The organism is Niallia sp. NCCP-28, assembly GCF_023168165.1.
Classification (GTDB): domain Bacteria; phylum Bacillota; class Bacilli; order Bacillales; family Cytobacillaceae; genus Niallia.
Genome location: NZ_BQYJ01000002.1, coordinates 606,258 through 619,333 on the forward strand (window position 1 = coordinate 606,258; position 13,076 = coordinate 619,333).

A 13,076-nucleotide genomic window follows, 5' to 3' on the forward strand; every position below is an offset into this window, starting at 1 on the left:
GGAGAGAAGATAGGATGAATATTTGGGATGGGAAATCGGCAGCGTTTTTAGGCAAAACTGTAAATTGCATTATATTGAATATCATGTGGGTTGTTTTTTCATTGCCTATTATTACGGTAGGACCTGCAACTGCAGCGATGTATTCTGTTGTGAGAAAGTGGCATCTATATCAGGAGCAAAGTGTTATTCGCTGTTTTCTTCATGAATTTCGCCAGCTTTTTAAGCAAGGGCTATTAGGAACATTATGGATTTTTTTAGGCTGCCTTTTAGTTATCGATATTTCCTTTTTTTTTCATATTGCTAGCAGCTTTCGAGTGGTTCTTCTCTCAATAGCAGCACTTGCTTTTATATTGTACAGCATGACAAGCGCCTTTTTATTTCCTCTATTAGTCCATTATCAATTGAAAGGGTTGAGCCTTATAAAACAGGCATTTACTTTTTCTTTTTTAGATGGAAAAACAAATTTTGCAATTCTTTTAATGTGGGTAGGTGCAGCCTCTTTTCTTTTTTATGCGCCATTGACATTATTTATCCTTATCGTACCAGTGACAATGATCACCTTTCGCTTTTCCCTGTTTTCCTTTGAAAAAATCAAAAAGATTCAGAGGGTACAATCAAAATATTCTCTGCTGGAAAAAGTTAAGTAAAAACTTAATAAATATTGCTAAGGCAGCACTTTTTATTGTTCATTTTTAAAGGTGCTGCCTATTATTATCTATTAATAATTTTTGCTATTAAAACGAAAAGCAATCTATTTGCTTATAGGCAATTTCTCTTGCAAACAGTTAAAGGAAGCTTCTTGTTTTCTGCTATAATATTATTAGAATAACAGTGGAAAGGATCTAATATGAAGCCAAAAATTGATGATGTAGCAAAACTTGCAGGAGTATCTCCAACAACGGTTTCTCGTGTGCTGAATAACCGTGGATACATAAGTGATCGCACAAAAGAAAAAGTGCAGAAGGCAATGAGCGAGCTTAATTATTTTCCTAACGACGTGGCTCGTTCTTTATTTAATAAACGCTCCAATTTATTAGGTGTCATTTTGCCGACGACAGCCAATCCTTTTTTTGGCGAGCTTACTTTTCATTTAGAGAATATAAGTGCAGCAAAGGGATATAAGATGCTAGTATGCAATAGTTTAAATCGAATTGATAAAGAAGAAAAATATCTGGAGATGCTGCTGCGCAATCAGGTGGATGGAATCATTGTTGGAACACATAATCGCGGAATTTTAGATTACCATAAACAAAATTTAGCGGTTGTGGCAATAGACAGGTATCTTTCTGAGACGGTTCCTGTTGTAAGCTCTGATAATTATGAAGGAGGAAAGATAGCAACAGATTTACTAGTTTCACAAGGATGCAAAAATATTGTTCTTATCGATGGAATTGGCGATTTAGAAACTCCAGCAAGATTAAGACGAAAAGCATATGAAGAAATGATGGAGGAGCTTGGAAGAAGGCCAATTGTATATGAAATACCAGAAGTATTTGACAGGGAAAGCCAGCATGCAGTAATCGCGAAATTATTTAAGGAATGTCCTGATGTGGATGGAGTATTCGCTACAAATGATATTTTTGCCGCTTCTTTTATAATGATGGCCAAAAAGATGGGAAAGGATGTGCCAGGACAAATAAAAGTGATTGGGTATGATGGGACAGAGTCCGTACAATCATTTTTGCCTGAATTAACAACGGTTCAGCAGCCTATTAGCACAATTGCAGAAACATCCATTGAACTTCTATTAAAAGAAATAGAAGGAGAGTTCCAAGATATTCCACTTGAAACAAGATTGCCTGTAAAGTTATTAAAAGGAACAACGGCATAAATAATATGAAAATTTTAATCGGTATAAACTAAAATGAAAGCATTGCCAAGCTGCAATGTTTTTTTATTTTTTATGTGAAAGCGGTTGACATATGAAACCGGTTGACATAAAATAAAACTTGAAAGTGCTTTCAGATTTTATTCATGTCAATTATTTAGTAACCTTATTTGGAGGAGCAGTTTATATGACAAAATCAAAAAGTCTGTATTGGAAACTTAGTGCTTATTTTTTCTTTTTCTTTTTTACTTGGTCTGCTAGTTATTCTTTATTTTCAATTTGGTTGGGGCAAGAGATTAATTTAAGTGGAGGAGAAACTGGCATAATCTTTTCTGCAAACGCTATCTTCGCTTTATGTATGCAGCCGCTATATGGCTATATATCAGATAAAATTGGCTTAAAGAAAAATATTTTATTTTTTATCAGCATTTTACTTGTATTTGTTGGACCGTTTTATATCTATGTATATGGTCCATTATTGAAATACAATGTACTGTTAGGTGCCATTGTTGGTGGATTATATTTAGGAGTTGCTTTTTTAGCAGGGATTGGTGCAATCGAATCCTATATTGAAAAAATCAGCCGTAAATATGATTTTGAATATGGTAAATCCAGAATGTGGGGATCATTAGGCTGGGCTGCTGCTACATTTTTTGCGGGACAATTATTTAATATCAATCCGAACATTAACTTTTGGGTAGCATCCGTATCAGCTGTTGTATTGGTTGCGATTATTCTTTCTATAAAAATTGAAATGACCAATCAGGAAATGGAGAAGGCGGATTCTGTTACATTAAAAGATGTAGGACAGTTATTTTTATTAAAGGATTTTTGGTTCTTAATGGTGTATGTTATTGGGGTAACTTGCATTTATAGTGTGTATGACCAACAGTTCCCTGTTTACTACTCTTCTTTATTCCCAACAGAAGCAACGGGGAATCAAGTGTTTGGATACTTAAATTCTTTTCAAGTATTTTTAGAGGCAGGTATGATGTTTTTGGCTCCATTTGTTGTAAATAAAGTTGGAGCAAAAAATAGTTTAATTTTGGCAGGATTTTTAATGGCTTTCCGTATTATTGGTTCGGGTCTTGTTATAGGACCAATTGGAATTTCGACAATGAAATTAATTCACGCATTAGAATTGCCGATCATGCTTATTGCCATTTTTAAATATTTGGCAGCTAATTTTGATACACGTTTATCATCTGTATTATATTTAGTTGGTTTCCAATTCGCATCACAAGTTGGAGCATCTATTTTATCGCCGATTGCAGGCAGTCTATATGATAGTATTGGATTCCGCCAAACTTATCTTATTTTGGGATTAACTGTTCTTTGCTTTACTATTCTTTCTATCTTTACTTTATTAAGTCCTAAAAAAAATAAACAAGGTAAACCAAAAATAAAAAATCTAGCAAAAATTGTTTAGGAGGAAATATATATGATTACAAAAAATAGAATTCAACAGGCAGAAGAAGCATTGCAGCAAACAAAAGAGTCAATGAATGAACGTTTTCGACTAGGCTATCATATTATGGCGCCAGCAAACTGGATAAATGATCCAAACGGTTTAGTGCAGTATAAGGGTGAGTATCATGTGTTTTATCAGCATCATCCGTATGATGAAAACTGGGGACCGATGCATTGGGGACATGTAAAAAGTAAAGATCTTGTGCATTGGGAGCATTTGCCGATTGCTTTAGCTCCTGGGGATGTTTGTGATTCAGATGGGTGTTTTTCTGGAAGTGCAGTGGATAATGATGGAGAATTGACCTTGATTTATACAGGACATCATTATACAGATAAAGAAAAGGATATTTTTTATCAGAATCAAAATATTGCAGTCAGTACAGATGGTGTAACTTTTGAAAAGGTTGGAGAAAACCCAGTTATTGCTGCACCTCCAGAGGACAGCACTCATCATTTTCGTGACCCTAAAGTTTGGAAACATGAAGACAGTTGGTATATGATTCTAGGAAATCAATCCATAGAGGAGCAGAGTGGAAGAGTCATACTTTATAAGTCTAGCAATCTTCGCAAATGGGAATACATTGGTGTTCTTGCCCAAAGTGATGGTTCACATGGATTTATGTGGGAATGCCCCGATTTCTTTGAATTGGATGGGAAATATGTATTAATGCTGTCTCCACAAGGGATGGAAGCAGATGGGGACAATTATAATAATTTATATCAAACAGGCTATTTTATTGGAGACTACAACTATGAAACAAATCAATTTAAGCATGGTTCGTTCATTGAATTAGATCATGGACACGATTTTTATGCAGTGCAAACATTTTTAGATGATAAAGGCCGCCGCATTGCGATTGGCTGGATGGATATGTGGGAAGCAGATATGCCGACGAAAAAAGATGGATGGTGCGGCGCATTGACTCTTCCAAGAGAATTAAAGCTTACCAGCGATAATAAAATATTGATGAATCCAGTGGAAGAGTTAATATTGCTGCGAGAATTAGAGCATGATGTGTGTTCAAATAAATCAATTTCAGAAAGCTATTTAGTTGAAGAAAAAGGCGACCTTCTTGAAGTGCAAGTAGTATTTGATTTAGAGCAAACCACTGCATCTGCTGTAGGGCTGAAAATAAAAGGGGAAAAGGAAGAAGAAACAGTTTTATCTTTTCAACTAGCAGAACAAAAGCTGACATTAGACTGTTCTAAATCAGGAAAAAAAGAGGATGGCATAAGACGTACTCTACTTGAATCGAACAATAAAATTTCTTTCCGTGTATTCATTGATCGTTCTTCTATTGAAGTATTTGCAAACGAGGGTCAAACAACAATGACAAGCCGAATCTATCCAACGGAAGGAAGAGTTGGGATTGAATTATTTGCTGAAGGTGGAGAAGCATTTGTTGCTGATTGCACGTATTGGAATTTGAAAGATGTTTGGAAATAAAGGGAAACTAACAATCAGTGGGAGGTTTTTTATCTTCCGCTGATTGACGCCTAAGACCTATAGAATATAGGGTCACTAGGTCACACAGACGTTGCTCAAGCTTAGTCTGTGTTCTTTTATATCGGATTTTTACGGGCAGTTGTCCCCACCTAGATTTCTCCTTTTTCGTCATAATCTCCGAGGTGGAGATTAAAAGCACGTTAATGTGAGATAAAAAGGAAGCAAAGAACAAGTTGATAGTGCTTGTTCTTTGCTTGAAAGGAGCATGTTAGTGAAAAAGGTATTTTGTATAGGAGAAACACTTATTGACTTTATTCCTGCTGAAAAGAATTTATCATTAAAAGAAGTGACAAATTTTGAGCGTGTAGCAGGGGGAGCTCCGATGAATGTTGCGATTGCTGTAGCAAAATATGGAGGAGACTCTGCGATGATCACCAAGATTGCAAATGATCATTTTGGCGATTATATCTTTGAAGTATTGCAAGAAAATGGGGTAGATACTTCTTATTGTTTGCGAAGTGAAGAAGGGGAAACTGGACTCGCATTTGTATCAAATGATGCAAATGGAGAACGAAGCTTTAATTTCTACCGGAAAAATGCGGCTGATTTATTGCTTTCACCAGATGAAATAGAGGCAGAGTGGTTTCAAGAGGGGGATATCCTCCATTTTTGTTCTGTTGATTTGATTGAAAGTCCAATGAAGCATGCCCATCAAAAAGCGATTAAAGATTTTCGGAATATCGGAGGCATTGTAAGTTTTGACCCGAATGTGCGCCTGCCTTTATGGAAAGACGAGGAAAGTTGCCGTTCAACGATTAATGAATTTTTGCCAATAGCTGATATTGTGAAGATTTCTGATGAAGAACTAGCATTCATTACAGGAATAAACAATGAAAAAGAAGCCATTGAGGCATTATTTGCTGGAAATGTTAAAGTGGTTGTTTATACAAAGGGAAGCGCGGGTGCAGAAATTTATTTGAAGAGCGGGGAAATTTACCGAAACAAAGGATTTAAAGTAACTGTTGCTGATACAACAGGTGCAGGAGATGCATTTATTGGAGGCTTTTTATCTGAATTGATTGCGTTTGAGCCATCTGTTGATGATTTATGCGACAAGATCAGGGAAAACCATGAACGAATTTTAACTTTTGCCAATGCAAGCGGGGCACTTACTGCATCTGTAAAAGGAGCTATTCATGCAGCGCCTGCCAAAAGGCATGTGTTGAATTTTATTGCTGTGCAAAGAGGCATGTTATTGTAAAAGCTAGTTTTTGAATAAGAACAATTTAAAAAGACTCCAATAGTTGGGAATAACAGCTATTGGAGTCTCTTTAATAGAAAGATAAATTTATTGAAAATATGCAACGGAAAAGCATCCCACTGGAAGTTGACAGCATTAACTTAGAATATCAAGAGTTGTTCCATAAACAATTCGATCATAATGGCTATTTTTATTACATTAAGCATAAGGCAAATGGTCAATTTCTTCCCTATCTATGTTTCCAGCACAACAAATTATAGGGTATAATAAATGTATCTATTTTAGTAAAGCCCTTACATTTTTAGCTGCATAGAAAAATGGGAAGGGCTAAGCATTAGGGGGGAAAAGAAATGTCCGTTACTCGAATATTGGTGGGACTGTGGAGAAGTTATGAGGAAACGAGTGAGGAAGCAAAGTATCCGGAATTAAAAACACGCTACTATCGGAAAAATCGTGAAAAAATGATTGAATATATAAAACAAGTGGTGAATCAAAAGCTTCCAAACTGGAAAATTAAAAAAGTGGACGAGGAACGCGGGGAAATAGTTTTAGAAAAGCAAGGAATTGCATCAAGCGTTATGATCGTGACTGTATATAAAATCAATGCTATAAAGTCTGCGATTGATATCTACTGTTCAAAAGAAGGCAGCCTTGGTGATTTTGGATCCAGCTATAAAAATATTATGAAGTTTTTTTCGGCCCTGCATACAGAAATTCAGCCAGAAAACAGCTAACAATAGATTGGCAATGCATTATAGCGGAAATGAAAGATAGAATTTGAGTGATAATCAAAATATCAAATAGTGTAAATGGATTGTTTTTTAGAGGGCATAAAAATCTCTGATCGATGCTGCGCTGCGACCTTTAGGCAGATTTATAATAAGAAGAAGTAATTTTTTGTATTCTTATCCTTTTTACAATAAAAATGGTATAATAAATTGTTCCAAGTTTTATAATTACTTGGAACATTTTTTTATGCAGTAGAACAAAAAGTGAAAGTTTCACATAAAGGAGAAAAAATGAATAATTACAAAATAGTTGTACAGTATGATGGAGGCCGTTATAAAGGCTGGCAGCGTCAAGGGAACGGCGACAGCTCCATACAAGGAAAAATAGAAAATGTGCTTTCTGAAATGACAGGAAGCCAAGTAGAGATTATTGGCTGCAGCAGAACAGATGCAGGAGTTCATGCGATGAGTCAAATTGTAAACTTCAAAATAAGCGAGCAATACTCTGCAAAAGAAGTGAAAAATTATTTAAATAAATATCTTCCGCATGATATCAGTGTGATTGCTTGCTCCATTGAAGTGGATCGTTTTCATGCGAGATACAATGCAAAGGATAAAACCTATTTGTATAAAATCTGGAATAAAGAGTATACACATCCATTTATGCGCAAGTACAGCATGCATGTAGAACAAAAGCTAAACATCGCTGCCATGAAACAAGCGAGCAGCCATTTTGTCGGCAAACATGATTTTACTGCTTATTCTAATGCGAAATCAAAAAAGAAATCGATGGTGCGTGAAATTTATGCTATTCATTTGGAAGAAGAAGCTGGTTTTCTGCAAATCAGAGTAATTGGCGACGGGTTCCTTTATAATATGGTAAGGAAAATAGTTGGAACATTAATCGAAGTTGGTTCTGGCAGAATAAAACCAGACCATATTCCAGGAATTATCGAATCTAAAAAACGAGATCAAACGGGGCCGATGGCAGAAGCTTGCGGATTGTATTTGGAAAAAGTGAAATTCTGATAGATAGAAGCTGTATTGTTTGTATATGAACAATGCAGCTTTTTTATATTTATCTAAGAAAAAAAGGACATAAAAAAACAGAGAGTCATCTTAGAAAAAATATATATAAATAAAATGTATCCATTAGATAATCTAGAAAAGAGCATACTAGTTGCATAATTAAGCAACAAATTTCAAAACATTATCTTAGGGATACTGTTTCTGCCGTTTTAATAAAGGGGAACAAAAAGAAGATATGGGGGACATCAGACATCATATGAAAAAGGGCTCTGTCGTTTTTATTGTTTCATTAGCCGTATTGGTGATTTTATGTATTGCGGGGATTCTAGCACCTACAGCGCTAGAAAATGCAACAGGTGCAATCCAATTTTATATTACTAATACATTTGGCTGGTATTATTTAATTATTGTGACTTTTTTTGTTGTGATATGTTTGTACTTATTAATAAGTCCGCTTGGACAAATCAAACTAGGAAAGCAAGAAGATAAACCAGAGTTTTCCCGATTAACATGGCTTGCGATGCTTTTCAGTGCAGGAATGGGGATTGGTCTTGTATTTTATGGAACAGCTGAACCAATTAGCCATTATATAATTAGTTCGCCAACCGGCATGGAGGGGACCGATCAAGGAATGAAAGATGCGATGAGATTTACTTTCTTTCATTGGGGCATTCATGCATGGGCCATTTATGGAATTGTTGCATTATGTTTAGCCTATTTTACCTTTAGAAAAGGCGATGTAGGTTTAATCAGTGTCACTTTAAAACCTCTTTTAGGAAGATATGCAAGCGGATCAATTGGCAAAGTGATAGATATTATTGCAGTTATCGCGACTGTGATTGGTGTAGCTACAACGCTTGGATTTGGAGCAGTTCAAATAAATGGAGGATTATCCTACTTGTATAATATTCCTTCTAATATTAGCAGCCAATTTATTATTGTAGCAATTGTTACCGTTTTATTTATTATTTCAGCGGTATCTGGATTAGAAAAAGGGATTAAAATTTTAAGCAATGCCAACATGCTTCTTGCATTAGGCCTGTTTCTTTTAGTGTTTATTTTTGGTCCGACTTTATTTATTTTAAATTTATTTACAGATACAATAGGTTTGTACTTGCAAAATTTATTGAATATGAGTTTTCGCATAGCCCCGCTCAATATGGAAAAACGTAATTGGATCAATAATTGGACAATCTTTTATTGGGCTTGGTGGATTGCATGGTCGCCGTTTGTAGGAATTTTTATTGCACGGATTTCAAAGGGAAGAACAATTAGAGAGTTTGTCACATATGTATTATTTATTCCAGCCGTTATTGGCTTTTTATGGTTCTCTGCTTTTGGAGGTTCTGCTATGCTGCTGGAACATGAGGGGGTTTCTGCAATTTCTAAATATGCAACAGAAGAATCCCTTTTTGCTTTATTGGAAAACTATCCGTTAAGTCAATTATCATCTATTTTAGCTATTGTTTTAATTGCCGTCTTTTTTATCACCTCAGCAGATTCAGGAACTTTTGTGCTTGGAATGATGACAACAAATGGTTCACAGAATCCTAGCAGCAAACTGAAGATATTATGGGGGGTTCTCCTTGCAGCAATGGCGCTTGTCCTTTTATACTCTGGAGGGCTGCAGGCATTGCAGAATACAATGATCATTGCTGCGCTCCCATTTTCTGTAGTTATGGGTTTAATGACTGTTAGTTTTTTGAAAGCATTAAATAAAGAAGGGAAAGAATTAGGAATTGGCAGGCTGAAGAAGAAAAAGGCATAAAGTGTATGTAAGAGGAATAGGCGCATTCCTGACTGGAATGCGCCCATTTTTTTATGTTTCTTTATAATCTTTTTGAAACCATAATGGATCTGTATCATCTACATCGCCATTATAGTTGATAAAAATTTCTTCCCCTGCTTTTATATCTTTATAAGCATAATAATCAAATGTGTGCTTTTCAAAGCTAATATCATATGTGGCATTGGGTTCATAAGAATGGTTAAAAAGCATTCCGTATCCTAGAACAATGGCCGAATGATTAATCCCATACTCATAAGCATAGTCATCAAGTACAGTTTTTTCGATATACTGATGCTGCTCGTTAGGATATGGAATAACAGGTGCTTCATGAAAAAGTGTGCCTTTTTTTATATCTTGCGTAGCAAATACCCCTCTATTAAATTCCCCGTCGCTTATTGGAGATGTTTTTACTTCAATCATTTTGTCACCTACTTATTTTTTAAGTTTTACTAACTAACTTTAACATGGTTAGCTGAATTTAGGAAATATTTGTTTTCATCATAGAGATTATAATTAAAAATTCAATAGGATAAAATGCAGTTATTTTTGCTTAAGCTTCATTGAATAAAGCTAATCGAATATCTATTATTTTCAGAGAAAAAAGAAAGGCAGTTGCCTCTTTTAGAGACAATTGCCCATTAACCTATTTATTGCTCTGCCAAAACATCGGCAAAGGCTTTTGCGTATGGAGGAAGATCTGGTGGACGACGGCTTGAAATGATATGCCCATCCACAACTACAGGCTCATCATGCCAAATAGCTCCTGCATTTTCCATATCATCTCTAATGCCCGGTGTACTTGTTACATTTACACCATTTAAGATTTTTGCTGAAATCAGCACCCAGCCAGCGTGGCAAATTTGTCCGATTGGCTTTTTCTGTTCATGCATATAACGCACCATATCTAAAACTTTAGGGTAGCGGCGCAATTTATCTGGTGCCCATCCTCCAGGAACTAAAATGGCATCATATTCAGATGTTTGTATATCGGAAAAAGCATAATCAGAAACAGCTGGCACTCCGTATTTTCCAATATACGTTTCATTTGCCTTTTCTCCAACTAAATGAACTGCTGCTCCTTCTTCTTGCAGACGCAAAACTGGATACCAAAGTTCCAAGTCCTCAAAATCAGGGCTAATCAGTGCAATAACTTTTTTATCTTGTAAACGCATAAAAACACCTCCATAGATTAGTATAGCATGTTCAAAGAAAAATATGGATATAGAGGCATTTATAGGGGGAGGGCGATGTAATGTAGCATATGGCAAAAGGACAAATTGGCGCATTTATCTATTTTATTGTCTTTTGCATCATATAATGTAGAAATTTCTTTTATTTGTACTGATTTTTCAGCACAAAATTGTAAAAGCGTTTGTTACATGAATTGGATTCAATCATACAACAAATTGTAAGCGTTTTATAATATGCTGGACATAGGGGGAAAGAAGCGATGATCATGGAAAAGCGGCCTGCCTTTTTGCTGAGCTATTTGCTGAAAGTTCAATCTACTTCGCTGAATCAGATTAGGGACTGTATGCAGTTAACGAGAAGACAAATTACTTATGATTTAGAAAAAGTAAATCACTGGCTAAAAGAAAAAGGACTTCCTCCTATTATTTGCAAAGGGAATATCGTTCTAGTTCCCGATGATGTTTTATCTTTTTTAAAAAATAGCCAATATGTACAGGCGGAAAGGATGATGAATTTAACAGAAGAAGAGCGTTGTATGATGTTGTATTTATATTTATTTATTCGGGAGGAGGTAATTTCTTCTGCGCATCTAACACAGTTTTTGAAAGTAAGCAAAAATACAGTCATTGCAGATGTAAAAAAAGCCAATCAGAAAAACAGTTCATTTTTTGTTGAAATTCGCTACACAAGACAGCACGGCTATCACTTAAAGGGCACAGAATTTGATAAAAGAGCGCTTGTGATGAACCAGCTCCATCAGCTTTTGCAATTGCCCTACTATAAAAAGCTGATTTACTATTTATGGAATAAGAGGGATGAAGCGTATCAATTGGAGTATTTGTATAAAACTCTTCTATGCATATCCAAACAGCATAAGCTTCAATTTGTAGAAGAGCGTTTTAATCAGTTCGCTTATTTTCTCCCATTTTATTATTGTCGACAAAAACAAAAAAAATTAGTGCAGTTTCATAAAGATGAAATCGACGCATTAAAACAAGATCCGCTGTGGAAAGTGGGAAAGGAGCTGATGAAGGAGCTGTCATTGAGCGAATATGAGGAGGAAACCGCTTATTTTACCTTACAGTTATTGGGGTTGTCTTTAGGGAATGCTTCTATTCAAATAGTGGATAAAGGTTTTCTGATGACATTATGCGAGCAGCTTGCAGCTGGCTTTGAAGCAAAAGCATGTATGGCTTTGGAGAGGAAAGAGGAAGTTGTTCAATTGTTGTATCAGCATATGAAGCCAGCATATTTTCGCATGAAATATCGAATCCCTATCCATAATCCTTTGCTTCAAGAAATTAAAAAAGAATATAAAGAACTGTTTGCGATAGTAGAGGAAATGCTGGTGCCGATTGGCTCATTATTAGGAATCTCCATTCCAGAGGAGGAAATTGCTTTTATTACCATCCTTTTTGGAGCCCTTTTAAAGAAGCCGATAAATGCAGGGGTTCACAAAAAACGAGCAGTTGTTGTTTGTCCAAGCGGCACCAGTTCTTCACTCATGGTCAAATATCAGCTGGAATCCATTTTTTCAGAAATTATAATAGAAAATACACTATCCGTTGAGGAGTTTTATGAAGGGGCAGGAGGACAATTTGACCTTGTTTTTTCGACAGTGCCCATAAACACCAAGTTTCCATGTTTTTATGTTAGACCAATCATGACATCTGTTGAAAAAAGGCAAATAGCAAGTGAAGTATATCATCATTTATTTGGAATGAGCTATGAGGGCATTCCTAATGCGGAGCTTATCTCAATTATCAAGAAATTTGCCAATATCTATGATGAAAAAGGGTTAACACAGGCGTTGAGTCCATTCACTATTTATAAAAAAGAAGAAGTATACAGGGAGGGACAGCCAGTGCTGCAAGATTTATTGATGGAAGAAACCATTCAACTAGTGGAAGAGGCAAAGAGTTGGGAAGAAGCAATAAATATGGCTGCAAACCCTTTGCTGAATAAGGGGGTGATTGAAGAAAGATATGTTGATGCAATTATTGAGAATGTGAAGACACTAGGTCCGTATATTGTAATAGGTCCAGGGGTTGCTATTCCTCATGCACGCCCAGAAATGGGGGTAAAGGCATTAGGCATGAGTTTTCTTAAATTAATGAAACCTGTCTATTTTTTAGAGAATGAGAATTACCCTGTTCAATTGCTGTTTTTTTTAGCGGCGGTTGATAATAAAACACATCTTAAAGCACTATCTCAATTAACAAAGCTTCTTAGCAAAAAAGAGAATATAACATTTTTAAAAGAAACAGACTCGAAAAAGGAAATAGCTGCACTGTTTCAAGCTTACTCAGATAAAGATTTGTAAAACAAGGGGA

General features: G+C 35.7%; 11 protein-coding genes. 9 read left to right on the forward strand and 2 right to left on the reverse strand.

Annotated features, from left to right (window positions below; genetic code table 11):
• Positions 1-14: 14 nt before the first annotated feature.
• From NCCP28_RS07585 to NCCP28_RS07620, 8 genes are all read left to right on the forward strand, one after another.
• Positions 15-647 carry a YesL family protein gene (locus tag NCCP28_RS07585; RefSeq protein WP_248560789.1) on the forward strand — a complete coding sequence of 211 codons (633 nt, stop codon included), beginning with the start codon at positions 15-17 and terminating at the stop codon, positions 645-647.
• 200 nt (positions 648-847) lie between these two features.
• The gene (locus NCCP28_RS07590; protein ID WP_248560790.1) at positions 848-1,831 is read left to right on the forward strand and encodes a LacI family DNA-binding transcriptional regulator; all 984 of its coding nucleotides are present in this window, start codon (positions 848-850) and stop codon (positions 1,829-1,831) included.
• A gap of 184 nt (positions 1,832-2,015) precedes the next feature.
• The gene (locus tag NCCP28_RS07595) at positions 2,016-3,257 is read left to right on the forward strand and encodes an MFS transporter (protein WP_248560791.1); all 1,242 of its coding nucleotides are present in this window, start codon (positions 2,016-2,018) and stop codon (positions 3,255-3,257) included.
• A 12-nt stretch (positions 3,258-3,269) separates the two neighbouring features.
• Positions 3,270-4,745, forward strand: coding sequence for a glycoside hydrolase family 32 protein (locus NCCP28_RS07600; RefSeq protein ID WP_248560792.1), 1,476 nt, complete (start codon positions 3,270-3,272; stop codon positions 4,743-4,745).
• Positions 4,746-5,016: 271 nt separating this feature from the next.
• Positions 5,017-6,006, forward strand: coding sequence for a carbohydrate kinase family protein (locus tag NCCP28_RS07605; RefSeq protein WP_248560793.1), 990 nt, complete (start codon positions 5,017-5,019; stop codon positions 6,004-6,006).
• Positions 6,007-6,356: 350 nt separating this feature from the next.
• Positions 6,357-6,740, forward strand: coding sequence for a hypothetical protein (locus tag NCCP28_RS07610; protein WP_248560794.1), 384 nt, complete (start codon positions 6,357-6,359; stop codon positions 6,738-6,740).
• Positions 6,741-7,025: 285 nt separating this feature from the next.
• Entirely contained in the window at positions 7,026-7,763 is a 738-nt protein-coding gene (gene truA / locus NCCP28_RS07615; protein ID WP_248560795.1) for a tRNA pseudouridine(38-40) synthase TruA, read from the forward strand.
• Between the two features lie 256 nt (positions 7,764-8,019).
• Positions 8,020-9,531, forward strand: coding sequence for a glycine betaine uptake BCCT transporter (locus NCCP28_RS07620; RefSeq protein WP_248561126.1), 1,512 nt, complete (start codon positions 8,020-8,022; stop codon positions 9,529-9,531).
• 51 nt (positions 9,532-9,582) lie between these two features.
• Here the strand turns inward: NCCP28_RS07620 and NCCP28_RS07625 are convergent, their stop codons facing one another.
• Together NCCP28_RS07625 and NCCP28_RS07630 are read right to left on the reverse strand one after the other, a co-directional pair.
• A complete protein-coding gene (locus NCCP28_RS07625; protein WP_248560796.1) occupies positions 9,583-9,972 on the reverse strand; it encodes an SET domain-containing protein in 390 nt (129 codons plus the stop codon).
• A 227-nt stretch (positions 9,973-10,199) separates the two neighbouring features.
• Complete coding sequence (locus NCCP28_RS07630) at positions 10,200-10,724, reverse strand: type 1 glutamine amidotransferase domain-containing protein (protein WP_248560797.1); 525 nt, start codon at positions 10,722-10,724, stop codon at positions 10,200-10,202.
• A 278-nt stretch (positions 10,725-11,002) separates the two neighbouring features.
• Here NCCP28_RS07630 and NCCP28_RS07635 point away from each other — a divergent pair, with 278 nt between their 5' ends.
• Positions 11,003-13,066, forward strand: a complete 2,064-nt coding sequence (locus NCCP28_RS07635) for a BglG family transcription antiterminator (protein WP_248560798.1) — start codon at positions 11,003-11,005, stop codon at positions 13,064-13,066.
• The last annotated feature ends 10 nt before the right edge of the window (positions 13,067-13,076 follow it).

Excerpts from the sequence above, each read along its gene's own strand:
- NCCP28_RS07585 (WP_248560789.1), top strand. The coding sequence starts at position 15 with ATGAATATTTGGGATGGGAAATCGGCAGCGTTTTTAGGCAAAACTGTA.
- NCCP28_RS07590 (WP_248560790.1), top strand. The coding sequence starts at position 848 with ATGAAGCCAAAAATTGATGATGTAGCAAAACTTGCAGGAGTATCTCCA.
- NCCP28_RS07595 (WP_248560791.1), top strand. The coding sequence starts at position 2,016 with ATGACAAAATCAAAAAGTCTGTATTGGAAACTTAGTGCTTATTTTTTC.
- NCCP28_RS07600 (WP_248560792.1), top strand. The coding sequence starts at position 3,270 with ATGATTACAAAAAATAGAATTCAACAGGCAGAAGAAGCATTGCAGCAA.
- NCCP28_RS07610 (WP_248560794.1), top strand. The coding sequence starts at position 6,357 with ATGTCCGTTACTCGAATATTGGTGGGACTGTGGAGAAGTTATGAGGAA.
- truA (WP_248560795.1), top strand. The coding sequence starts at position 7,026 with ATGAATAATTACAAAATAGTTGTACAGTATGATGGAGGCCGTTATAAA.
- NCCP28_RS07620 (WP_248561126.1), top strand. The coding sequence starts at position 8,020 with ATGAAAAAGGGCTCTGTCGTTTTTATTGTTTCATTAGCCGTATTGGTG.
- NCCP28_RS07625 (WP_248560796.1), bottom strand. The coding sequence starts at position 9,972 with ATGATTGAAGTAAAAACATCTCCAATAAGCGACGGGGAATTTAATAGA.
- NCCP28_RS07630 (WP_248560797.1), bottom strand. The coding sequence starts at position 10,724 with ATGCGTTTACAAGATAAAAAAGTTATTGCACTGATTAGCCCTGATTTT.
- NCCP28_RS07635 (WP_248560798.1), top strand. The coding sequence starts at position 11,003 with ATGATCATGGAAAAGCGGCCTGCCTTTTTGCTGAGCTATTTGCTGAAA.